21 protein-coding genes are annotated in these 22,068 nt (G+C 71.7%); 10 read left to right on the top strand and 11 right to left on the bottom strand.

The window, feature by feature from the left end; all coding sequences use genetic code 11:
* Window positions 1-87 precede the first annotated feature (87 nt).
* Genes ACSYGN_RS10645 through ACSYGN_RS10635 form a run of 3 tightly spaced genes read left to right on the top strand, consistent with a single transcriptional unit; the run spans window position 88 to window position 2,079 of the window.
* The gene (locus ACSYGN_RS10645) at window positions 88-942 is read left to right on the top strand and encodes an AraC family transcriptional regulator (RefSeq protein WP_460394244.1); all 855 of its coding nucleotides are present in this window, start codon (window positions 88-90) and stop codon (window positions 940-942) included.
* Between the two features lie 10 nt (window positions 943-952).
* The gene (locus tag ACSYGN_RS10640; protein ID WP_460394242.1) at window positions 953-1,774 is read left to right on the top strand and encodes an AzlC family ABC transporter permease; all 822 of its coding nucleotides are present in this window, start codon (window positions 953-955) and stop codon (window positions 1,772-1,774) included.
* Window positions 1,771-2,079 (top strand): AzlD domain-containing protein, encoded by a 309-nt coding sequence (locus ACSYGN_RS10635; RefSeq protein ID WP_460394240.1) that lies wholly within the window; start codon window positions 1,771-1,773, stop codon window positions 2,077-2,079. Before ACSYGN_RS10640 ends, ACSYGN_RS10635 begins: the two co-directional genes overlap by 4 nt.
* A 19-nt stretch (window positions 2,080-2,098) precedes the next feature.
* On the opposite strand, the gene ACSYGN_RS10630 is transcribed toward ACSYGN_RS10635, so the two are convergent.
* Window positions 2,099-3,094, bottom strand: a complete 996-nt coding sequence (locus ACSYGN_RS10630) for a prenyltransferase/squalene oxidase repeat-containing protein (RefSeq protein WP_460394238.1) — start codon at window positions 3,092-3,094, stop codon at window positions 2,099-2,101.
* An 81-nt stretch (window positions 3,095-3,175) separates the two neighbouring features.
* Between ACSYGN_RS10630 and ACSYGN_RS10625 the strand changes: the two genes are divergently transcribed.
* The 4 genes from ACSYGN_RS10625 to recX all read left to right on the top strand — a co-directional run bounded on the left by ACSYGN_RS10625 (window position 3,176) and on the right by recX (window position 6,889).
* Window positions 3,176-3,370: a DUF3046 domain-containing protein gene (locus ACSYGN_RS10625; RefSeq protein ID WP_460394236.1), complete on the top strand. Its 195-nt coding sequence runs from the start codon at window positions 3,176-3,178 to the stop codon at window positions 3,368-3,370.
* Window positions 3,371-3,429: 59 nt separating this feature from the next.
* Window positions 3,430-4,653 (top strand): AI-2E family transporter, encoded by a 1,224-nt coding sequence (locus tag ACSYGN_RS10620; RefSeq protein ID WP_460394234.1) that lies wholly within the window; start codon window positions 3,430-3,432, stop codon window positions 4,651-4,653.
* 295 nt (window positions 4,654-4,948) lie between these two features.
* The gene (gene recA, locus ACSYGN_RS10615; RefSeq protein ID WP_460394232.1) at window positions 4,949-6,067 is read left to right on the top strand and encodes a recombinase RecA; all 1,119 of its coding nucleotides are present in this window, start codon (window positions 4,949-4,951) and stop codon (window positions 6,065-6,067) included.
* 3 nt (window positions 6,068-6,070) lie between these two features.
* Window positions 6,071-6,889, top strand: a complete 819-nt coding sequence (recX, locus tag ACSYGN_RS10610; RefSeq protein ID WP_460394230.1) for a recombination regulator RecX — start codon at window positions 6,071-6,073, stop codon at window positions 6,887-6,889.
* A 485-nt stretch (window positions 6,890-7,374) separates the two neighbouring features.
* Here recX and ACSYGN_RS10605 read toward each other — a convergent pair whose 3' ends face one another.
* From ACSYGN_RS10605 to ACSYGN_RS10570, 8 genes are all read right to left on the bottom strand, one after another.
* Window positions 7,375-7,836: a rhodanese-like domain-containing protein gene (locus tag ACSYGN_RS10605; protein WP_460394228.1), complete on the bottom strand. Its 462-nt coding sequence runs from the start codon at window positions 7,834-7,836 to the stop codon at window positions 7,375-7,377.
* On the bottom strand, window positions 7,833-8,378 hold the full coding sequence (locus ACSYGN_RS10600) for a cupin domain-containing protein (RefSeq protein ID WP_460394226.1): 546 nt from the start codon (window positions 8,376-8,378) through the stop codon (window positions 7,833-7,835). Before ACSYGN_RS10600 ends, ACSYGN_RS10605 begins: the two co-directional genes overlap by 4 nt.
* 162 nt (window positions 8,379-8,540) lie before the next feature.
* Entirely contained in the window at window positions 8,541-8,612 is a 72-nt protein-coding gene (locus tag ACSYGN_RS10595) for a putative leader peptide (RefSeq protein ID WP_309544753.1), read from the bottom strand.
* A gap of 136 nt (window positions 8,613-8,748) precedes the next feature.
* On the bottom strand, window positions 8,749-10,365 hold the full coding sequence (locus ACSYGN_RS10590) for an FAD-dependent monooxygenase (RefSeq protein ID WP_460394224.1): 1,617 nt from the start codon (window positions 10,363-10,365) through the stop codon (window positions 8,749-8,751).
* A 291-nt stretch (window positions 10,366-10,656) separates the two neighbouring features.
* Entirely contained in the window at window positions 10,657-11,565 is a 909-nt protein-coding gene (locus tag ACSYGN_RS10585; protein ID WP_460394222.1) for an amino acid ABC transporter permease, read from the bottom strand.
* The gene (locus ACSYGN_RS10580) at window positions 11,562-12,227 is read right to left on the bottom strand and encodes an amino acid ABC transporter permease (protein ID WP_460394220.1); all 666 of its coding nucleotides are present in this window, start codon (window positions 12,225-12,227) and stop codon (window positions 11,562-11,564) included. Before ACSYGN_RS10580 ends, ACSYGN_RS10585 begins: the two co-directional genes overlap by 4 nt.
* 96 nt (window positions 12,228-12,323) lie before the next feature.
* Window positions 12,324-13,160, bottom strand: coding sequence for a glutamate ABC transporter substrate-binding protein (locus tag ACSYGN_RS10575; protein WP_460394218.1), 837 nt, complete (start codon window positions 13,158-13,160; stop codon window positions 12,324-12,326).
* A gap of 208 nt (window positions 13,161-13,368) precedes the next feature.
* On the bottom strand, window positions 13,369-14,145 hold the full coding sequence (locus ACSYGN_RS10570) for an amino acid ABC transporter ATP-binding protein (protein WP_460394216.1): 777 nt from the start codon (window positions 14,143-14,145) through the stop codon (window positions 13,369-13,371).
* Window positions 14,146-14,426: 281 nt separating this feature from the next.
* On the opposite strand from ACSYGN_RS10570, the gene ACSYGN_RS10565 reads away from it, so the two are divergent.
* Complete coding sequence (locus tag ACSYGN_RS10565; RefSeq protein WP_460394214.1) at window positions 14,427-15,113, top strand: response regulator transcription factor; 687 nt, start codon at window positions 14,427-14,429, stop codon at window positions 15,111-15,113.
* A 9-nt stretch (window positions 15,114-15,122) separates the two neighbouring features.
* On the top strand, window positions 15,123-16,520 hold the full coding sequence (locus ACSYGN_RS10560; RefSeq protein ID WP_460394212.1) for a sensor histidine kinase: 1,398 nt from the start codon (window positions 15,123-15,125) through the stop codon (window positions 16,518-16,520).
* 268 nt (window positions 16,521-16,788) lie between these two features.
* Here the strand turns inward: ACSYGN_RS10560 and ACSYGN_RS10555 are convergent, their stop codons facing one another.
* Entirely contained in the window at window positions 16,789-17,787 is a 999-nt protein-coding gene (locus tag ACSYGN_RS10555; protein WP_460394210.1) for a TAXI family TRAP transporter solute-binding subunit, read from the bottom strand.
* Between the two features lie 171 nt (window positions 17,788-17,958).
* Between ACSYGN_RS10555 and ACSYGN_RS10550 the strand changes: the two genes are divergently transcribed.
* Window positions 17,959-18,363 (top strand): pyrophosphohydrolase domain-containing protein, encoded by a 405-nt coding sequence (locus ACSYGN_RS10550; RefSeq protein ID WP_460394208.1) that lies wholly within the window; start codon window positions 17,959-17,961, stop codon window positions 18,361-18,363.
* A gap of 76 nt (window positions 18,364-18,439) precedes the next feature.
* On the opposite strand, the gene ACSYGN_RS10545 is transcribed toward ACSYGN_RS10550, so the two are convergent.
* Window positions 18,440-21,862: a BTAD domain-containing putative transcriptional regulator gene (locus ACSYGN_RS10545; RefSeq protein WP_460394206.1), complete on the bottom strand. Its 3,423-nt coding sequence runs from the start codon at window positions 21,860-21,862 to the stop codon at window positions 18,440-18,442.
* Window positions 21,863-22,068 lie beyond the last annotated feature (206 nt).

Raw genomic sequence — 22,068 nt, 5'->3', positions numbered from 1 at the left:
CTGCACCCGCCCACTGACAATCGGCCTGACCTGCGCAAACGCCCCGAAGTGGGGCATCGGGCGGCGGTCCTCGTGGACAATGGGCCCATGGCGGGCCCGGCGAAAGAACTGGCGCGGCACTGGCAGTACGCCGAGTTGCCGGGTGTCGACCTGCTCAGGGCCCGGTACGTCCGCAAGACGTTCGTGCGGCACACCCACGAGAACTTCGTGATCGCCGCCATCTCCGACGGGCTCGAGGTCTTCCACCACCGCGGCGCTGAGCAGTACGCGGGTGCGGGCACACTGGCGCTGATCAACCCGGACACCCCGCACACCGGACGCGCGGGCGTCCCGGAGGGCTGGCGGTACGGGGCGCTCTACCCCTCTCCCGAACTGGTCGCCGCGATCGCGGCCGAGACCACCACGATCCGCGGCACACCGGGCTTCACCGGCCCCGTGCTCGACGACCCGTACGCCGCCGCCCTGGTCCACCGGGTGCTCCGCGCCGCCGACGAGGGCAACGCGCTGGCCGCCGACACCCTGCTCAGGGTCGCCGTGACCCGGCTGCTCAGGCTGAACGGCGGCCCGCTGCCCCGGCGCGAGACACGTACGGCCGGAGCACGGACGGCGGCACGCGCGCGTGCCGTGCTGGAGGAACGGATGGCCGAGCCGCCGACCCTGGAGCAACTGGCCGCCCAGTTCGGCACCAGCCCCTTCGCCCTGCTGAGGGCCTTCCGGGACGCCTACGGCATGCCGCCCCACGCCTGGCTGACGGACGCGCGCGTGCGCAGAGCACGGCGGCTGCTGGACGCGGGCGACACGCCCGCCGAGGCCGCCGTGGCCGTGGGGTTCACCGACCAGCCGCACCTGAACCGTCACTTCGCCCGCATCGTGGGCGTGCCCCCGGGCGCCTACCGGCGGGAGCGCAAGAACGTACAAGACGAGCGCGCAGGCTGCGCCTAACGTCCGACGCGTGGCAGAACAGACCGCTCTCGCAGACACAGGGACCGAACACGCCGGCGCGGGCAGACCGGACTCCGCCGTCGTCCGGGACGCCCTCGGGGTCGGTGTCGCCGTAGGACTGTCCGGCTTCGCCTTCGGGGTGACGTCGGCGGGCAGCGGGCTCACCCTGCTCCAGACCTGCGCACTCAGCCTCCTGGTGTTCACCGGCGCCTCCCAGTTCGCGCTGGTGGGTGCCCTCGCCGCCGGCGGCAACCCGTTCACGGCGGCCGCGGGCGCCTTCTTCCTGGGCGTGCGCAACGCGTTCTACGGGCTGCGACTGTCACAGCTGCTCGCCCTCCCGCGCGCGATACGGCCGTTCGCCGCCCAGTGGGTCATCGACGAGACGACGGCCGTCGCGCTCGCCCAGCGCACCCGGCGCGGTGTCCGCATCGGCTTCGCCGTCACCGGACTCAGCCTGTATCTGCTGTGGAACCTGACCACGCTGCTCGGCGCGCTGGGCGCGAAGGCGATCGGCGACACCGGCGCGTGGGGGCTCGACGCGGCCGGGCCCGCCGTGTTCCTCGCACTGCTGGCACCCATGCTGAGGACCACCACCGAGCGCGCTGTCGCCGGTCTCGCGGTGCTCCTCGGCCTCGGCCTGCTGCCGCTGCTGCCCGCCGGTGTCCCCGTCCTGGCGGCCGCGCTGGCGGCTCCGGCCGTCCTGTGCCTGGAAGGGCTCCGCGGCCGCCACAGCGGCCCGGGAGGGGCGTCCCCGGTGGAGCCCCGCGGCAGCGAGGACGGCGACGGCACCACACATGAGGACGGCTGCACCATGGACGAGGAGCGGCGTTGAACACCTGGATCGCGATCGGCGTCACCGCCCTCGGCTGCTATGTCGTCAAACTCGCCGGTCTCCTGGTGCCCGCGGGCGCCCTGGAGCGGCCGCTCGTCAAACGGCTGGCGGCGCTGCTGCCCGTCGCCCTCCTCGCCGCGCTCACGGCCCAGCAGACGTTCGCCGACGGCCACGCGCTCGTGCTCGACGCGCGGGTGGCCGGGCTCGGGGCGGCCGCGGTGGCGCTGGTGCTGCGCGCCCCGTTCCTGATCGTCGTCGCGTCGGCCGTCCTGGTGACGGCCGCGGTGCGTGCCCTGGGCGGCTGAACCGGCGGCGCCGGCCGGCTCAGCCGACGGGGCGGCCGTACGCCCTGAGGGTGCGCAGCGCCTCGATCGTCACCAGGGGACGCGCCTCCAGGGCGGGGGCCGGGGCCCACTGGCGCCGGCGGACGGGCCAGCCGCCGTCCTCCTGCTGATCCCTCGCGAGGAAGTCCAGGGAGCGGGTCATCTCGGCGTCGGTGAACCACGCGCGCGCGAGGGAGTCCGGGGTCCTGGCGAAGTCGTGCGGAAAGTGGTGCTCGCCGGGCGCGTAACCCGGCTGCACCGGGTACTCGTCGAGGTGCTCCGGGTCCAGGGCCGCGAGCCGCCGCTCGCGCACCAGACGGCCGAGGCGGTCGGCGGCCGCCTGCGCGCGCGGGCGGTCGGGCACCGCGTCCAGGAAGGCCACGGCGGCCTCGACCTCGTAGGGGTGGGACTCCGCCGGCGACTCGACGGCCTGCCAGCAGAAGTCGGTCGCCCTGAACAGCCAGGCGTGCCACACCTCGTTGCGGTGCAGCAGTCCCACCACCGGCCCGGTCGCGAGCAGTTCGCCGGGCGGGTCCGACAGGATCGGGACGAACGGCGCCGCAGGGTAGCCGCGCTGGCTGGGGTGGACCGCGGGCAGCGCCCCGTCCGGCGTGGACACGGCCGTCAGATAGCCGCACACGCGCTCCACCCGCCTGCCGCCGCAGCGCCCGATGGCGTCCAGGACACGCAGGGCGTGAGCGGTGTGCAGCGGCTGACTGACCGGGCCGCGCAGATCGGGTTCCAGCGCGTGTCCGTAGCCGCCGTCCTCGTTGCGGTAGGCGTCCAGCGCGCGTTCCACCGGGTCGGGGCCGCCGTCCAGGAAGAAATGGGCGAACAGGCGCTGTTCCAGCACGCGCGCGGTGAGCCACACGAACTGCTCGGCGCGCGACAGCGGCGAGCCGGCCGCCGTCGGCTGCGCGGCCGACGGCGGCCGGGCGGCAGCGGCCGGGAGCGTCTCGGGGGTCGGAGGCACTGCTGAGGATCCGGTTTCGGGCATGCGACCGACCGTAGGACGGAAGGCGGCTTCGGCGAAGACCGCCGCTCCGCGCCCCACCCGCAGGAGCGGGATACTGACCGCATGCGGTTGACGGTCTTCTGGCAGCGGATGGCGGAGCACTTCGGTGCGGGCTACGCCGACACCTTCGCGCGCGACCACGTGATGTCGGAGCTCGGCGGGCGCACGGTGCACGAGGCGCTGTCCGCGGGCTGGGAGGCGCAGGACGTGTGGCGGGTGGTCTGCGCCGTCATGAACGTTCCGCGGGAGCGGCGCTGAGCGGGCACAAGATCCGGCGGCCGGGACCGGATGTCGGCGCAGTGGGCGAGACTTGATACGTGGCACCCACTGAAGAGACCGGGCAGACCCCTCGACACGCACCCCAGAACGACACGACACCGGCCGCCCGGCCCCCGGGGGGTGCGGCGGCGGTGAGCGCGCGCATGCCGCGCTGGCTGCCCCGCGCCATGGTGCTCGCGCTGGCCCTCATCGCCACGTTCCAGCTGGGCAGTTGGGCCTTCCACCGGTTGACCGGCCTGCTGATCAACGTCCTCATCGCGTTCTTCCTTGCCCTCGCCATAGAACCCGCGGTCAGCAGGATGGCCGCGCGCGGCATGCGCCGGGGGCTCGCCACCTTCCTGGTCTTCCTCGGTCTGGTGATCGTGAGCGCCGGTTTCGTCGTGCTCCTCGGTTCGATGCTGGCCGGTCAGATCGTCAAACTGGTGGAGGGCTTCCCGGACTATCTGGACTCGGTGATCCACTGGGTCAACACCACCTTCCACACCGACCTCAGACGTGTGGACGTCCAGGAGGGACTGCTGCGCTCCGACTGGCTGAAGAAGTACGCGCAGAACAGCGCCGCCGGAGTCCTCGACGTGTCCGCCCAGGTGCTGGGCGGGCTGTTCCAGCTGCTGACGATCACGCTGTTCTCGTTCTACTTCGCCGCCGACGGGCCCCGGCTCCGCCGTGCCCTGTGCTCCGTGCTGCCGCCCGCCAGGCAGGCCGAGGTGCTGCGGGCGTGGGAGATAGCCGTGGCCAAGACCGGCGGCTATCTCTACTCGCGCGGTCTGATGGCCCTCGTCTCCGGCATCGCCCACTACATCCTGCTCCAGGCGCTGGACGTGCCGTACGCGCCCGTGCTCGGCGTCTGGGTCGGCCTGGTCTCGCAGTTCATCCCCACCATCGGCACCTATCTCGCGGGCGCCCTGCCCATGCTGATCGCGTTCACGGTGAACCCGTGGTACGCGGTGTGGGTCCTGGTCTTCGTCGTGGTCTACCAGCAGTTCGAGAACTATGTGCTGCAGCCCAAGCTGACCTCCAAGACCGTCGACATCCATCCCGCCGTCGCCTTCGGGTCGGTCGTCGCGGGCACCGCGCTGCTCGGCGCCGTCGGTGCGCTGATCGCCATTCCGGCGGTCGCCACGCTCCAGGCGTTCCTGGGGGCGTATGTGAAGCGCTACGACGTCACGGACGACCCCCGTGTCCACGGCCACCGCGAACGTGACCGCGGCCCGGGCCTGATCACCCGCGTACGGCGGCTGTGGGGACAGCGCCAGGAGTGAGCCGGGTGCCGTCAGCCGGGTTCCCCCGCATGGTGGAGCGGGTCCGCGGGCCGCCGGACGGCTCAGCGGGCTCGGAAGTGCCGTGTGGTGCGCTTGACACAAAAATCGAACATCCATTCTTATGGAACCACCGGCGAGGCCTGCGGAAGGTGCTCCGGCGGGTGTTTCACCCTGGTTCGGGTAGTTAAATACCCGAGTTGTCCACAGGCTGGACCGGCGTCGGGGCGCATTGTCAGTGGCAGGCGTTAGCGTCTTTGACGTGAAGCGATCGACTCAAGCAAACCGGGTGGAACCCATGGCAGGAACCGACCGCGAGAAGGCGCTGGACGCCGCGCTCGCACAGATTGAACGGCAGTTCGGCAAGGGCGCGGTCATGCGCATGGGCGAGCGGTCGAGAGAGCCCATCGAGGTCATCCCGACCGGGTCGACCGCGCTCGACGTCGCCCTCGGCGTCGGCGGTCTGCCACGTGGCCGTGTCGTGGAGATCTACGGCCCCGAGTCCTCCGGCAAGACGACCCTGACCCTGCACGCCGTGGCCAACGCCCAGAAGGCCGGCGGCCAGGTCGCCTTCATCGACGCGGAGCACGCCCTCGACCCCGAGTACGCCCGCAAGCTCGGCGTCGACATCGACAACCTGATCCTCTCCCAGCCGGACAACGGCGAGCAGGCCCTGGAGATCGTGGACATGCTGGTCCGCTCCGGCGCCCTCGACCTCATCGTCATCGACTCCGTCGCCGCGCTCGTCCCGCGCGCGGAGATCGAGGGCGAGATGGGCGACAGCCACGTGGGTCTCCAGGCCCGTCTGATGAGCCAGGCCCTGCGGAAGATCACCAGCGCGCTCAACCAGTCCAAGACCACGGCGATCTTCATCAACCAGCTCCGCGAGAAGATCGGCGTGATGTTCGGCTCCCCGGAGACCACGACCGGCGGCCGGGCGCTGAAGTTCTACGCCTCGGTGCGCATCGACATCCGCCGCATCGAGACCCTCAAGGACGGCACCGACGCGGTCGGCAACCGCACCCGGTGCAAGGTCGTCAAGAACAAGGTCGCGCCGCCCTTCAAGCAGGCCGAGTTCGACATTCTCTACGGCCAGGGCATCAGCCGTGAGGGCGGTCTGATCGACATGGGCGTGGAGCACGGCTTCGTCCGCAAGGCCGGCGCCTGGTACACGTACGAGGGCGACCAACTCGGCCAGGGCAAGGAGAACGCGCGCAACTTCCTGAAGGACAACCCCGACCTGGCGAACGAGATCGAGAAGAAGATCAAGGAGAAGCTGGGCGTCGGTGTGCGGCCCGAGGAGCCCGCCGCCGAGCCGGGCGCGGACGCCGCGGTCTCCACCCCCCCGGAGGCCGCGAAGCCTGCCGCCGCCCCGGCTGCCAAGGCCACCAAGGCCAAGTCCCCGGCCGCCAAGTAACCCGTGACACGACGAACCGAGTGGCCGGAGGAGCACACCCGCCCCGGCACCCCGCGCGGGCGGGACGGCGCGTACGGCAGGGACCGGGCGGGGGAGGACGACGACCCGTACGGGAGTGACGGCTCGTACGGGAGCGAGGAACCGGACACGGGCTCGCCCCGGAGCGACAGCACGCCCGGCGGCGGCAGCCGTCGTGGCACCGGGGACGCGCCGGGCGGCCGCGGCCGCCGCAGGCGCGGCTTCGGCGAGCTGTCCGGTGATGACGGGGCGGCTTCCTTCCCGGCGAGGGCCGAGAAGCAGGAGCAGCCTCCCGCGGACCCGGTCGAGCGGGCACGGGCGATCTGCCTGCGCCTGCTCACCGGGACCCCGCGGACCCGCAAGGAACTTTCCGACGCCCTGCGCAAGCGGGAGATCCCCGACGAGGCGGCCGAGGAGGTGCTGTCGCGGTTCGAGGAGGCCGGGCTGATCGACGACGGCGCGTTCGCCGGTGCCTGGGTGGAGTCCCGGCACCATGGGCGCGGTCTGGCCCGCCGGGCGCTCGCCAGGGAACTGCGCACCAAGGGCGTCGACGCGGCGCTGATCGACGAGGCCATGGGCCGGCTGGACTCCGACCAGGAGGAGGCGACGGCGCGCGAACTCGTCGCCCGCAGACTGCGCGCCACCCGTGGCCTCGACCGCGACAAGCGGATACGGCGACTCGCGGGCATGCTGGCCCGCAAGGGCTACTCCGAGGGCCTGGCCCTACGGGTGGTCCGGCAGGCGCTGGAGGAGGAGGGCGAGGACACCGAGTTCCTCGACGGTGAGGGCGACATGCAGGTCTGAGACCCGCCAAGCCTGAGGCCGCGCACGGGGCTTGGCGGCTGGTCAGAGGTCCCGAGGGCGGTACGGCTGTCCGCGGGCCCGTGTCACGGGATCCGCGTATTCGGCGCGCGGGATGTGCCGCGGCGTGCGGGATGTGCTGGCCGTGCGGGTTGGGAACGAATCCGGCCCGCCCCGATGTGGACTACGTCTCGTCGCCGATGAGGAGTTGGACTTCGCCTTCCGTAAGGCCTTCGACGCGGCCGGTGCCACAGGCGTGAAGATCGTGAGCGTCGACGGCACCGACCCGGCGCTGGCCGCAGTGAAGGACGGCCGCTTCTCCGCCGCAGTCTCCCACTCGGCCAACGACACGGGGGAAACCGGCCGTCGAGGGCACCGCCCATCGCCTTGCTCCGAGGCAAGAAAGGAGTCGATCGACAAGATCGTCGGCACACCGGTCCGCCTGGTCACCAAGGGCAGCCTGGCAACGCACGGACACGGGCACCCGTCTACTGCGCCACGGACTGACCCCCGCCCGGCGGTGGGACGACGGGGGCGGGGTCGGCCGACGCGGGAACGACCGGCAGCCCCGCCGCCCTCCACGCCTGGAACCCGCCGACCAGGTCGGTGGTCCGGTGCAGTCCGAGCCGGTGCAGGGAGTCGGCGGCGAGACTCGACGCGTAACCCTCGTTGCAGATCACGACGACCCGCACATCGTGCCCGGTGGCCTCGGGGACACGATGACTGCCCTGAGGATCGAGCCGCCACTCCAACTCGTTGCGCTCGATGACGAGGGCGCCCGGGATCACCCCGTCGCGCTCCCGCAGGGCCGCGTACCGGATGTCGACCAGCAGCGCGTCACCGGTCCGCGCCGCGCGATGGGCGTCCTCCGGTCCGATCCGCCGGTAGCCCTCACGCACCCGCTCCAGCAACTCCTCAATGCCGAGCTGCCGTTCGTCCGCGCTGCTCACTGCCAGTCCTCCGGTCGCTCGACGTGCTCCAGGCGCAGTGTGCCGCCGGTCCGGCTGTAGCGGCGGATCTGCGGCAGAGGCGGATAGTAGGCGTGCACGGAGATCGTGTGCCCGTCAGCGGACTCGTTCAGCACCTCGTGGACGTGGTGACGGCCGAACGCCCGGCCCTGACCGGCTGTCAGCCGCCGCTCCCGGTCCACTCCTTCGGTGAGTTCCAGCGTCCGCCAGCCGTCCGTGGGCAGTCGTACGGCGAGCGAGTTCTCCCGCAGTGCGCCGCGGGCGGTGACGAAGACGCCGACCGACTCGGCGTGGTCGTGCCAGCCGGTGCCCGTGCCGGGCGGCCAGCCGATCAGCCAGGCCTCGCTGCCCCGGGGTCCGGCCAGCCGTACCCAGGTGCGGCCCTCCGGGTCGAGCGGCAGCGACGCGATCAGCGCGTCGTCGTCGGCCGTACGCCGCGCGAAGTCGAGGAGTTCGTCCTGTGAGGGGCCGGTCCGGGCAGCGGAACCGGCGTCCGGCGCCGACGACGAGCCGGAACCGTACACAGGAGATCCGGAACCGAACCCAGGAGAACCGGATCCGGATGCAGGAGAACCGGATCCGGACAGAGATGAGGAGGAGACAGACACGTGCACCGTCCTGAAGAGAGTTCGCGTGAGAGCGCGCGGCGGCACGGCGGCGGCGCGCAGGTGAGAGGGGAGGCGAATTCAGCAGGACGGTCGACACACGCAGCCCGCATAGCGGACCAGGTCCATATGGACCCTCCGCCACAGGCGCACATCGGTGTCGGTCACGGATCGGAGTAGACCATGGGGACAATCGATGGTCAACTCGCTGTCACCATATGGACCGCACAGTGACCGGCGGCCCGCACCAGGGCGCGCCGCGGTGTTCCGAGCCCGGGTTCGGCGACTGCTACGGGGCCGAACCGGCCGCCGCCTCCGCCGCCGCCTCCTCCTTCTCGCGCGCCGCCTCTCCCAGCACCGCCTCCGCGGCCGCGTGCAGATCGGCGGGCCGCACTCCGTTCAGGGCGGTCACCAGGTGACCGTCGGGCCGTACGAGCAGGACGGTGTGGGCGGCCGCGCCGGGATAGTCCTCGGCGACCAGCAGTTCGGCGGGGTGCGGCAGCGCGGCCACGGCGGCGGCCAGCCGGGGCATGACGCCCGCCGTCACCCAGTGCCTGCGCTCCCACACGGCCGAGCCGGGCGCCACCAGCAGCACCAGCAGCGCACCCCGCCCCAGCCGGTCCCTCAGCCGTACGAGGGAGCCGTCGTCCGCCGTGACCGGTACGTCGGTGACCGGCGCGCCCGGCGGGGTGTCGACCGGCACCTCCGCCTCCAGATGTCGCGGCGCGAGCGGTGAACCGGCGTAGCCGCCCGGTGCGCCGAGCACGCCCTGCCCCAAGTGGCCGTCGGTGAGCAGCGCGTCGGTGCTGCGCGCCGAACCCGGGACGTACGCCCGCAGGCCCCCGCCGCCGCGCAGCAGCGGAAGCACCTGGTCGGCGGCGCGCAGCCGGGTGGAGACCACGGCGCGCCGCTCGGTCTGGTAGCTGTCGAGCAGCGCCTCGTGCGGGCCGTGGTGCCAGGCCGAGGCCAGCTTCCAGGCGAGGTTGTCGGCGTCCCTCAGCCCTTCGTCGAGCCCCTGGGTGCCGAGCGCGCCGAGCAGATGCGCGGCGTCCCCGGCGAGGAACACCCGCCCCGCGCGCCACCGGCGGGCGAGCCGGTGGTGCACCGTGTGGACCCCGGTGTCCAGGAGTTCGTACGGAGGTGTGGGGCCGCCGGTCCAGCCGGACAGGGTCTCCCGGATACGCGCCACCAGTACATCGGGTGTGACCAGTTCCTTGCCGGGCGGCAGCAGCCAGTCCAGCCGCCACACGCCGTGCGGGAGCGGGCGGGCGGTGATCTCCCCGGCGGAGGGTCCGGACGACCGCCACGGCGGGTTCCGGTGGATCAACGCCTGACCGGGCCACGGAAGTTCCGTACGCAGCGCGGCGACGGCGTGCCGCTCGACGGCCGTACGGCCCGGGAAGCGGATGTCCACGAGCTTGCGCACGGTCGAGCGCGGGCCGTCGCAGCCGACCAGATGGCTGCCCCGCCACCAGGTGCCCTCCGGACCGCGGGTGTGGGCCGTGACGCCCGAGCGCTCCTGTTCGACGTCGTCGAGGCGGCTGTGAATGATGATCTCGGCGAGCGGCTCGGCGGCGAGGGCCGTGCGCAGGGCACCGGTCAGCACGTGCTGCGCGATATGGAGCGGGGCGGGGTCGTCGTCGCCGAACGTGATCTCGCGCGTCACCTGCTTGCGCCGCAGCGAGCGCCATCCGGCCCAGTGCATTCCCGCCTCGCCGAGCCGGGCCCCGGTCAGCCGGGACATGAGTGCGGCGGTGTCCTCACGCAGCACCACGGTGCGCGCGAGGCGTGGTTCGTCTCTGCCCGGCCCCTCGTCGAGGACGACGGACGGCACCTCGTGGCGCGCCAGCGCCAGAGCGAGCGTGAGCCCGACGGGCCCCGCCCCGACGATGATCACCGGGTCCACGGCGTGCCGCCCCCTGCCCGCGGCGGAGTCCTGTGGGACAGGTGTGAACAGGAGGTTTGAGCAGGGTGCACGATCACAGAACGTATGCAACCCATTGCCGGTGACCGCGTCAAGCGATGAAGGGCAGTGGCGATCTTGCCACTGCCCCTCGCGCCCTTCCGGGCTGTTCGGCGGACGTGTGCCGTTTCGGCCTTTCCTGCCTGTTGTGCCGATGAACGGGTCGTCAGACCGCTCAGGCCGAACTGCTCGGACCGCTCCGGGCGCTGTGGCCGCTCAGACCGCTCTGGCCACTCAGACCGCCCTGACCGCAGCGGCCGCCGCCGCGGCGCTGACCTCGCCGGCGTTGAGCTCGTCCGCCTCCTCGGCGCCTATCACCGTCCCCGTTCCTCGCTTGCTCCGGCGCAGCCTGCCCTCCAGCCAGTGGGCGAAGCTGGTGAGCGCGAAGTTCACCACGATGTAGAGGGCACCCACGACGATGAAGCTGGGGACGACGTTGGCGTAGTTGGCCGCCAGGGTGCTGCGGGCGTTGAGCAGTTCCGTGTACCCGATCATTACACCGCCCAGGGCGGTGTCCTTCACGATGACCACGAGCTGGCTGACGATAGCGGGCAGCATGACCGCCACAGCCTGCGGGAGCAGGATGCTGACCATCGTCTGGCCCTTGCGCAGTCCGATAGCGTACGCCGCCTCCGTCTGCCCCCGGGGGAGCGCCAGGATGCCGGCCCGGACGATCTCGGCGAGCACCGAGGCGTTGTACAGCACCAGACCGGTGACCACCGCGTACAGGGGCCGCTCCTCGCTGCCGACGACCGTGGAACGCGAGTAGAGCTCGTTGGCGAACAGCATCAGCAGCAGCACCGGGATCGCCCGGAAGAACTCGACGACCCAGCCGGCCGGGACGCGTACCCAGCGGTGCTCGGAGAGCCTCGCGATGCCGAACACGGCGCCGAGCGGCAGCGCGATCACCATGGCGAGCGCCGCGGCCTTGAGGGTCTTTCCGAGGCCGGGCAGCAGATAGGTCGTCCAGGCGTCGGCGGTCGTGAACGGCTTCCACAGGGCCCACTTGAGCTGGCCCTTGTCGTCCATCGTCCCCCACACCCACCACAGGCAGCCGCCGAGCAGAGCGAAGAAGACCACCGCGAACAGGATGTTGCGCCGCCGGGCGCGGGGGCCGGGGGTGTCGTAGAGGACGGAGCTCATCGCTTCACCGCCAGTCGTTTGCCGAGCCAGCCGAGGAACAGGCCGGTGGGCAGGGTCAGGACGACGAACCCGAGGGCGAAGATCGCGCCGATGGCCACCGTCTGGGCCTCGTTCTCGATCATCTCCTTCATCAGGGCGGCGGCCTCGGCCACGCCGATGGCCGCGGCCACCGTGGTGTTCTTGGTCAGGGCGATCAGCACGTTGGCCAGCGGCCCTATCACCGCGCGGAAGGCCTGCGGCAGGACGATGAGCCGCAGCACCTGGAAGAAGTTCAGCCCGATCGCACGGGCCGCCTCGGCCTGCCCGACCGGCACGGTGTTGATGCCGGCCCGCAGCGCCTCGCAGACGAACGCCGCCGTGTAGGCGACGAGTCCGAGCACCGCCAGCCGGAAACCTTGGATGTCGAAGTCGGACGCGCCCATGGTCACACCGAAGATGTCGGCGAGTCCCAGCGAGGTGAAGACGATGATGACCGTCAGGGGGATGTTCCGGACGATGTTGACGTAGGCCGTGCCGAACCCACGCATCAGCGGGACCGGGCTGACCCGCATCGCGGCCAGCACCGTGCCCCAGACCAGGGAACCCAGGGCGGACAGGGCGGTGAGTTTCACCGTCATCCAGAACGCCCCTAGGACGTCATAACCTTGAAGAAAGTCGAACACGATCTCCCGCGCTTCCGCGTGTGCCGGGGGGTGGCGCGCCGGCGTGCGACACGGGTCGCGGCCGGCCGGCCGCGGCGCGCCACCCCGGGGGGTGTCCTACTTGACGATGTTGCCGATCTGCGGGGCCAGCTCGTTCTTGTAGTTGGCCGGGCCGAAGTTGGTGTCCACGGCCTTCTGCCAGGAGCCGTCCGACACCATCTTCTTCAGCGCGCTGTTGATCTTGTCGAGGGTCGTGGTGTCACCCTTCTTCACGCCGATGCCGTAGTTCTCGTTGCTCAGCTTCAGCCCCGCGAGCTTGAACTGGCCCTTGTACTTGTCCTGTGCCGCGAAGCCCGCGAGGATCGAGTCGTCGGTGGTCACCGCGTCGACGGCACCGCTCTGGAGGCCGGCGATGCACTCCGAGTAGCCGGAGAGCTTCCGCAGGTTGGCCTTCGGGGCGATGCTGTCCTTCACGTTCTGTGCCGAGGTCGAGCCGGTCACGGAGCACAGCTTCTTGCCGTTGAGGTCGGTGCCCTTGGCGATCGTGGAGTCCTGCTTGACCAGCAGGTCCTGGTGGGCCAGCAGATAGGGGCCGGCGAAGTCGACCTTCTGCTTGCGCTCGTCGGTGATCGAGTAGGTGGCCGCGATGAACTTCACGTCGCCGCGCTGGAGGGCGTTCTCACGGTCGGCGCTCTTGGTCTCCACCCACTCGATCTGGCTCGCCTTGTAACCGAGTTCCTTGGCCACGTACGTCGCCACGTCCACGTCGAAACCGGAGTAGGAGCCGTCCGGCTTCTTGAGGCCGAGACCGGGCTGGTCGAACTTGATACCGATCTTGATCTTGTTGCCGCCGCCGGAGGAGGAGTCACTGTCGTCGCCGGAGCCGCACGCGGTGGCCGTGACGGTGAGCGCGAGCACGAGGGCCGAGGCTGCGGTGACCTTGCGGAGCTTCATGAAGCACATCCTTCGTGTGATGAACGGTTACGGACCCGCACGCGCGCGTGGGGCAGGATCGGCCGGCAGGGCCGACGGCCGGCGACGGCCGGCGACGGCTGACGACGGTCGGCGCGCGATGCGGTGACAGGGGCGGGTCGCTTCGGCGACAGGGCGGGCCGCTTCGGCGACCGCCAGGGCGGTGGCAACGGCGGTACGGGACCGGACGTCAGTGATGCAGGATCTTCGACAGGAAGTCCTTGGCCCGGTCGCTGCGTGGATTGCTGAAGAACTGCTCGGGCGCGGCCTCCTCGACGATCCGGCCGTCCGCCATGAACACCACGCGGTTCGCGGCCGACCGCGCGAACCCCATCTCATGGGTGACGACGATCATCGTCATGCCGTCCCGGGCGAGCTGCTGCATGACCTCCAGAACCTCGTTGATCATCTCGGGGTCGAGCGCCGAGGTCGGCTCGTCGAAGAGCATGACCTTCGGGTCCATGGCCAGGGCCCGCGCGATGGCGACCCGCTGCTGCTGGCCGCCGGACAACTGCGCGGGGTACTTGTCGGCCTGGGTGCCGACGCCGACCCGGTCGAGCAGGGCCCGGGCCTTGTCCTCCGCGGCCCTCTTGTCGGCCTTGCGGACCTTGATCTGCCCCAGCATCACGTTCTCGAGCACTGTCTTGTGCGCGAACAGATTGAACGACTGGAAGACCATGCCGACGTCGGCCCGCAGCCGGGCCAGCGCACGGCCTTCCTGCGGCAGCGGCTTGCCGTCGATCGTGATCGTGCCCGAGTCGATCGTCTCCAGACGGTTGACGGTGCGGCACAGTGTCGACTTGCCGGACCCGGAGGGACCGATGACCACGACGACCTCACCGCGGGAGATCGTCAGATCGATGTCCTGGAGCACATGCAGCGCGCCGAAGTGCTTGTTGACGCTCTTCAGGACGACCAACTCGCCGGTCGCGACCGCGTCTTCCTTGGCAACCGATACTTCGGTCATGGCGTTCGGGCTCCGTCCTCATCGGTTGCGGAGGACAGTAGGTGAGCACAATGACCAGCGTCATTACATCTGAGGGAGATCTGAGCATCACAATGTGGCATCGCGTAAACACGCAGCGTGTCGGCCAGGGTGGCGCGTTTCGGCCGCGTAACGGAACTCGAACGCAGCCGGAACCCTCTTGACGCCGGACTCGTCCATCAGCGTGACTGCCATCGTGCATGCGCGGGTAGCAGCGTTCCAGTCACCGAAACCGTACGAACGATGAACCGGAGGGGGCCAGGATGAGACTGCTCCTCGTCGAGGACGACAACCATGTCGCCGCCGCCCTGTCCGCGGTCCTGAAGCGGCACGGTTTCGACGTCACCCATGCCCGCAGCGGCGACGAGGCGCTCCGGGCGCTCGTCCCGGAAGGCCCCGCCTACGGTGTCGTGCTCCTGGATCTCGGCCTGCCCGACCAGGACGGCTACGAGGTGTGCGGCAAGATTCGCAAGCGCACCAGTACCCCGGTCATCATGGTGACCGCCCGCTCCGATGTGCGCTCCCGCATCCACGGCCTCAACCTCGGCGCCGACGACTACGTGGTGAAGCCCTACGACACCGGGGAACTGCTCGCCCGGATCCACGCCGTCAGCCGGCGCACCGTCCCCGAGGACACGGCGGGCGGCGGCGAGAGCGCGCTGCGCCTCGGCCCGGTGCTCATCGAGCTGCCCAACCGGCAGGTCAGCGTGGACGGTTCGATCGTCCAGCTCACCCGCAAGGAGTTCGATCTCCTCGCGCTGCTCGCGCAACGTCCAGGCGTCGTCTTCCGCAGGGAGCAGATCATCAGCGAGGTGTGGCGGACCAGCTGGGAGGGCACCGGGCGCACCCTGGAGGTGCATGTGGCCTCCCTGCGCGCCAAGCTGCGCATGCCCGCGCTGATCGAGACCGTGCGTGGCGTCGGCTACCGGCTCGTCGCCCCGGCCGCATAGCGGGGACGGGTGCGCACTCGGCTCCTCCCGCTGCTCATCGTCCTGATGGCGGCCGTCCTGCTCGCGCTCGGCTTCCCGCTCGCCGTCAGCCTCGCCTCGGCGCAGCAACAGAAGGTGGTCGTCGACCGTATCGACGACACGGCGCGCTTCGCGGCGCTCGCCCAGTTCGTCACCGACGCCTGCGGGGCCGGCCGCACCTCCACGGACAGCCGCCTGGAGACCCTCAGCAGCGAGCTCGACAGCTATTACGGGGTCTACGACATCCGGGCCGGCGTGTTCTGCCGCACCGGCACGCCCATGGCCGAGGCGCCGTCGGCCTGGCCGCTGCCCGCCGAGGGCGAGGTGCGTGACGCGTTCGCGGAGGCGCTGCTCAGTCGCCGCAGCCACGATCCGCACCAGGTGTGGCCGTGGCAGCGCGCCCGTCTGGTCGTCGCCTCACCGGTCATCCGGGACGGCGACGTCGTCGCGGTGGTCGTCACCGACTCGCCCACCGGGCCGATGCGTTCGCGGATCCTGCACGGCTGGCTGCTCATCGGCGCCGGGGAGTCCGCCGCGATGCTCCTCGCGCTCGCGGCAGCGCTTCGGCTCACCGGCTGGGTGCTCAGGCCGGTGCGCATCCTCGACGTCCTCACCCACGACATCGCCACCGGCCGTCTGAAGTCCCGGGTCGCGGTGGCAAGCGGACCACCGGAACTCAGACGCCTGGCCCGGTCGTTCAACGAGATGGCGGACAACGTCGAGGACGTGCTGGAGCAGCAGCGCGCCTTCGTCGCCGACGCCTCGCACCAGCTGCGCAACCCGCTCGCCGCGCTGCTGCTGCGGATAGAACTGCTCGCCCTCGAACTGCCCGAGGGCAACGCGGAGATCGCCTCGGTGCGCACCGAGGGCAAGCGCCTCGCACAGGTCCTGGACGATCTGCTCGACCTGGCGCTGGCCGAGCACGCCGAGGCGGATCTGAGGGTGACCGACATCGGCGCGCTGACCGCGGAGCGCGTCGCGGCCTGGTCGCCGGTCGCCGACGCGAAGGGTGTACGGCTCGTGGGGGACTGCCCGCCCACCACGGCCTGGGCCGACCCCGTCACGCTGTCCAGCGCGCTGGACGCGGTGATCGACAACGCGGTCAAGTTCACGCCGGAGGACGGCCTCGTGGAGGTCGCCGTCGCCGCGGACGGCACGGCGTCGACCGTGGTGGTCACCGACACCGGGCCCGGCCTCACGGAGGAGGAACTCGCGCGCGTGGGCGACCGGTTCTGGCGCAGTGGCCGCCATCAGAACGTGAAGGGCTCCGGCCTCGGCCTGTCCATCTCCCGGACCCTGCTCACGGCGGGCGGGGGCGCGATCGTATACGAGCATCATGAGCCGCACGGGCTGAAAGTCACGGTGCGGCTGCCGCGGAACGGGGCGTGAGGACGGGCCCAGGGCGTGTCTGACACTTCGCGTCGGATCAGTGCGCGGCGTCAGGTGCCGGGGCCCTCCCACCCTTCGGACAGCCGGGGAGCATCGCAATGCGGTAGATCGGCCGCGTACTGGACGCACTCGGGCGATCCGACATCGCGGTGGTGGGGCCCCTCCCGCGCGAGCGAAGCCGAGCCTGGGGGAGCCGAGCCTGGGGGAGCCGAGCGTGGGGGAACTGCGTCAGGCGTCGCGCGTCCGGCGGGAACCGTCGGACACGCCCCTACGGCTTCACCGAGCGGTAGTAGCGTCGGGCGCCCTCGTGCAGGGCCAGCGGGTCGGTGTAGATCGCGGTGCGCAGATCGACCAGTTGGGCGGAGTGGACGAGCTTCCCGATGTCGTCGCGGCTCTCGATGACGGTGCGGGTCACCCACTGGGTGAGCCGGGGATCCATGTCGTCGCGTGTCATCAGCACATTGGAGACCGCGATGGTCGGGACGGTCCGGCCGTTCTGGATACGGGGATAGGCCGACTCCGGCATGTTGGTGGCGCGGTAGTAGCGGGTGGCGTCGCTCTCGGTGTGCAGCTTGGCGACCAGGTCGGCGCTGATCGGCAGGAACCTGAAGTCGAACTTCTTCGCCAGATCCTGGAGCCCCCCGGTCGGCAGGCCGCCCGACCAGAAGAATGCGTCGATCTTCCCCTGCCGCAGCCGGTCCGGCCCGGTGTCGATGCCGTCGGCCTCGGGCTCGATGTCCTTGGCGGGATCGACACCGGCCGCCTTGAGGACCCGGTTCGCGATCAGCCGTACACCCGAGTCCGTCGGCCCGATGGACACCCGTCTGCCGCTCAGGTCCGCGATCGAGCGGACGGACGAGCCGCGTGGCACGATCACCTGGACGTAGTCGTCGTAGAGACGGGCGACACCGCGCAGCCGGGAGGCGTCGGCCCCGTGCCCCAGCTGGTACGTCTCCACGGCGTCGGCCGCGGCGATGGTGAAGTCGGCGCTGCCCTTCGCCACACGGGCGACGTTCTCCTGCGAGCCCTCACTGGTCTTCAGCTTCACCGTCAGCCCCGGCATGTCCTTGCCGAGCCTGGTGCGCAGCAGTTTGCCGTACGCCTGGTAGACACCGCGCGGTGTGCCGGTGCTGATGGTGATCGTTCCGCTCGGCGGCCGCTCGCGCAGCGGCAGCAGCCACCACAGCAGCAGTCCGAGGACGACGAGGGCGGCGGCCGTGAGCCACAGGGCACGGCGTCGGCCGATACGGGGGAGGACCAGGGACATGCGCGCGATCCTGCCAGCCCGGCGGCGGTGGTGACCAGGGCGGGCCGGACGGGACGGGGGAGGGGAGGAAAAGCGGGGCGCCGGGGATGTGGGGGGAGGGGGAGAGATCCGGGTGCGGGGGGGATGTGTGCGGTCGGCCGGGTTGTCAGTGGTGGCCGATACAGTCGCTGCATGAGCTCATCGCCCGCCGGACTGGTCCGCGCCTTCCACCTGGCCTTCGGTCTCGACGCCCGGGAGACCCCCACCGAGGTCTCCCCCGGCCTCGCGGCGCACCGCGGCGAACTGCTCGCCGAGGAGGCCGCGGAGGTGGCCGAGGTGTCGGTCGGCGCTCCGCTCGACAGACTGGCCCACGAACTCGCCGACGTGGTCTATGTCGCGTACGGCACGGCCCTGGTGCACGGCATCGACCTCGACGCCGTGATCGCGGAGATCCACCGCTCCAACATGACCAAGCTGGGCCCCGACGGCCAGGTCGCCCGCCGCGAGGACGGCAAGGTCCTCAAGGGCGAGCACTACGAGGCGCCGGACGTGCGGGCGGTGCTGCGCGGCCAGGGGTGGATACCCGGCGACGCCTGAGACGTCCGGGCGTTCGCCGATCCATGAGATCCGCACCTGCGGGTGGTGACCTCCACAAGCGATGGCCGACGGTGCGTCACGTCGAGAAGGTCCGGCGCCGGGCCAGGCGCGTCGACAGCTCCGTGGCCGCCCGGTGTGCGGCGGCCGCGTGGTGGGCTGCGCCCCAGGCCAGGGCGACGCGTTCGGCCAGTGCGTAGGCGTCGGCAGCGGCCTGTTCCTCGCCGACGAGCCGGTACAGGTCGGCCAGGGCGTGGGCGAGAGGACGGGTGGCGTACGCGGCGCCCGCGGTGCCGGCGAACTGCTCCCGGACGGGCAGGATGTCCGTGATCAGCATGTCCGCCGTGTCGGGGTCGCGCTGAAGGACCGCGAGTTCGCAGCGGTAGTCGAGCTCCACGCCGTAGAGGTGGTCGGCCACCGGCCGCGGGGGAAAGGACACGGCCCGCGCCTCGTCCAGCCGGCCCAGGCGGGCCAGGACCAGAGCGTGCGCCACGGCGACGGGGGCGCCGACGGCCGCGTGCAGTTCGCGCACGCCCCGTTCGATCTCCGCCACCCGTCCTTGCATGAGCCGGATCGTCCACAGGCCCAGCGTGCGAGGTCCCGTGGCATGGTGCGTCCCGACCCGTTGGAACAAGCCGTCGGCCTGGGTGTACACGGCCTCCGCCTCGTCGAAGCGCCCCGCGACCGTGGCCAGCATGGCAGAGGTGGTGAGGTTGATGCCCTGCGCCCACAGCATCCGGTAGTGGTGCGCCAGTTGAAGGCCCTCGGCGGTGTGCCGGCGCACCGCTGCCGGATCGTTGCGCGTCGCGGCGGTCATGCTGTCGAGATGCTCGCACACCCAGCGGTAGGCGGGGAGGTCGTGCTGCCGGGCGAGCCGGCGCAGTTCGCCGACGAGCGGTGTACGGGCGCTGCCCTGCACCTCGTGCGGCAGCAGCCTGGCGGACGTCATCAGCGCCGAGGCCAGCAGACGCGGTTCGCCGTCGGCGCGCGCCAGTTCGAGCTGGGTGCGTGCCGCCTCCAGGGCGCGCGGCGCGTCCTCGGCGGCCACCGCGTCGACCAGGGCCTGGAGCACCCGTGCGCGCGTCGGACCGTCCAGCGTGTGGTCACGGGAGAGCCGCTCCAGGCGGGCGAGTGCCGCCCGGTCGTAGCGGCCCTCCAGGCGGCTGCGCCAGGGTGAGGGTTCGGTCCACGCGCCGTAGACGGCCGCGGCCAGGTCGTCCCGGCCTGCTCGTACGGCCAGGTCGATCGCCCGCTGCCGGGTGTGCCGGGCGGCGTCCGTGGCGCCGCAGCGCATCTGTGCCCCCAACAGGCGCACCAGCAGGGCGACCGTGCGGTCCGGGTCGGGGTCGGGCGTCGCCGCGGCGTGGGTGTCGAGCGCCTGCTGGATGAGGTCGACGGCCACATCGTGTGCGTACCGCCGCTCGGCCGTCTCGGCGGCGCGCAGTGCGTACTCCACGGTCGGCTCGGCGTTGGCCGTTCGGCCCGAGCTGGCGAAGTGGTGCGCCAGGGCGGCGAAGTCCTCGGGGCGGTGCCGGCGCAGTGCTCGGGCGATACGGTCGTGCAGGCGCGAACGGTGGATGCCGGACAGGTCGGTGTACACCGTGTCACGGACCAGCGCGTGCACGAAGCGGACGCGTCCGGGACCGGGTTCGCTCAGCAGGTCCGCTGCCACGGCGGCGTCGAGCCCGGCGAGCACGGAGTCTTCGTCCATGTCGGCCATGGCAGCCGCGTCCACCAGAAGCGCGACGTCGGCCTCCAGGCCTGCCACGGCCACGAGTTGTACGGCTGAGCGCGCGTCCGGCGGCAGCAACGCCAGCCGCCTGCGCAGCACGTCCCGGACGCCTTGGGGGACGTCCGACACGGCCACCAGGGCGCCCTCACTGGCCAGGAGACGGGCACTCTCCCAGACGTAGAAGGGGTTGCCGCCGGTCCGCTCGGCGAGCGCGGTGACCGTGGCCTTGTCCACGGGGGCGCCGCAGGCGGCGTCGACCACCGTGGCCACGTCCTGGGGGGACAGTCCGGCGAGCGCAACACGGTGCGGAACCAGGGGAGCGAGGTGGGCGAGGGTCTTGAGCAGGTGCTCTCCGACCTCCGACGGGCGGTAGCCGGCGACGGTGAGCAGCGGTACGCCGGTGATACCGGCTGTTGCTTCGAGCAGGGCGAGGGTCTGGCCGTCGGCGCGGTGCAGATCTTCGAGAAGGACGGCGAGCGGCTGCCGGGCGGCTGCGTCACGCAGCCAGCCGGCCAGGGCGCGGTGCAGACGGAACCGCCCTGCGCTCACCTCGTCGCGGGTCGCGGCGGCCGTGCCGTCCGAGTCGTGCAGGAGGGCCGACAGGTGCCGGTGATCCGCCGGGGGTATGGCACGGGCGAGTGCGCCGAGCGCCTCCGACCAGGCCCAGGCCGGTGGAGCCCCCTCGTACTCCGGGCAACGGCCGATGACCACCGTCCAGCCCTCGCGCCGCAGGCCGTCGGCGAGTTGTGCCAGGAGGGCGGACTTGCCCGCGCCGGCCTCCCCGCTGACCAGCGCCACGGCTCCCCCGCGGAGTGCCGCCCGGGCGGCGGCGTCCAGGACGCGCAGTTCCTCGCGTCGGCCGACGAAGAGGCCCTGCCCGCCACCTTTGCCACCGCCACCGCCACCGTCACCGCCATCGTCGTCGTCGCCGTGTCCGCCGTCGTGTTCACCGGCAGGAGCGACGGTCGGCGGCAGCGGCGGAGAGGGTGGAGGTGGTAGGGGTCGTACGGCGGTGTGCAGTACCTCGAGCCGCTGCGCGAGGACCGCATGTTCCAGTTCTCCCAGGGCCGGTGAGGGATCGCAGCCGAGTTCGTCGCGCAGTACGGCCTTGGCACGACGCAGCGCGGACAGGGCGTCGCTCTGCCGGCCGGCGGCCCAGTGGGCGAGGGCGAGCAGACGCCACCCCTCCTCCCGCAACGGGCTGTCCCTCACCAGGGCTTCGCCGGCCGCGGCCGCCTCGGCAGTGTGCCCGGTGCGTAGATCGGCCGCGACGGCCAGTTCGCGGGCCTCGGCGAACAGCGAGTCCAAGCGTGCCGCTTCGGGCTCGGCCCAGGTCTCGTCCGCGTACTCGAGGAAAGCGGGTCCCCGCCACCAGCGCAGCGCCTCGCCCAGCAACTCCCTTGCCTGCGCCGCCGGTGCGGTACGCGCGCGGCTCACCCAGAGCTCGAAGCGCCAGGCGTCCACCGCGTCGGGAGGCAGCCGCAGGGCGTAGCCCGGAGGCGTGGTGACCAGGACGCCGGCGGGAGTACGGGGAGGCCGCCGCGGTTCGAGCAGGCGGCGCAGATTCGACACGTAGGCGTGCAGCGAGACGGTTGCCTTGGCCGGTGGTGCCCCCCGCCAGAGCTCGTCCGTCATGCGGTCGACGGACACCACCCGATTGCGGGCCGCGGTCAACAGCGCGAGGACGGCCCGCTGCCGCGGGGCTCCCAGCCCGACCGCTCGGCCCCCGACATCGGCTTCCAAGGGGCCCAGTACGCGAATGTGCACCACACGGCCGGAATCTACCCGAGCGCCCCGCGCACCCCCTCAACGGAGGATAAACGCCCTGGCCAGAAGGCAGGTAGGGGGGCCGGCAGAGGCCTACGCGGACACCCCGCCAGAGGGCCACGCGGACACCCGTGAGGGGCCGCGCACGGGGACCGGCCGGGTGATGCCAAGTGACGCGCCAAGTCGTCGCCAAGCGGGCCGCGACACGG

Source organism: Streptomyces sp. YIM S03343 (genome assembly GCF_054729195.1).
This window is presented reverse-complemented; position numbering and strand designations above follow the sequence as displayed.

Coding starts and splice junctions, on each gene's coding strand:
- ACSYGN_RS10645 (WP_460394244.1), top strand. CDS start 88: ATGGCGGGCCCGGCGAAAGAACTGGCGCGGCACTGGCAGTACGCCGAG.
- ACSYGN_RS10630 (WP_460394238.1), bottom strand. CDS start 3,094: ATGCCCGAAACCGGATCCTCAGCAGTGCCTCCGACCCCCGAGACGCTC.
- ACSYGN_RS10625 (WP_460394236.1), top strand. CDS start 3,176: ATGCGGTTGACGGTCTTCTGGCAGCGGATGGCGGAGCACTTCGGTGCG.
- recA (WP_460394232.1), top strand. CDS start 4,949: ATGGCAGGAACCGACCGCGAGAAGGCGCTGGACGCCGCGCTCGCACAG.
- ACSYGN_RS10585 (WP_460394222.1), bottom strand. CDS start 11,565: ATGAGCTCCGTCCTCTACGACACCCCCGGCCCCCGCGCCCGGCGGCGC.
- ACSYGN_RS10575 (WP_460394218.1), bottom strand. CDS start 13,160: ATGAAGCTCCGCAAGGTCACCGCAGCCTCGGCCCTCGTGCTCGCGCTC.
- ACSYGN_RS10570 (WP_460394216.1), bottom strand. CDS start 14,145: ATGACCGAAGTATCGGTTGCCAAGGAAGACGCGGTCGCGACCGGCGAG.
- ACSYGN_RS10565 (WP_460394214.1), top strand. CDS start 14,427: ATGAGACTGCTCCTCGTCGAGGACGACAACCATGTCGCCGCCGCCCTG.
- ACSYGN_RS10555 (WP_460394210.1), bottom strand. CDS start 17,787: ATGTCCCTGGTCCTCCCCCGTATCGGCCGACGCCGTGCCCTGTGGCTC.
- ACSYGN_RS10550 (WP_460394208.1), top strand. CDS start 17,959: ATGAGCTCATCGCCCGCCGGACTGGTCCGCGCCTTCCACCTGGCCTTC.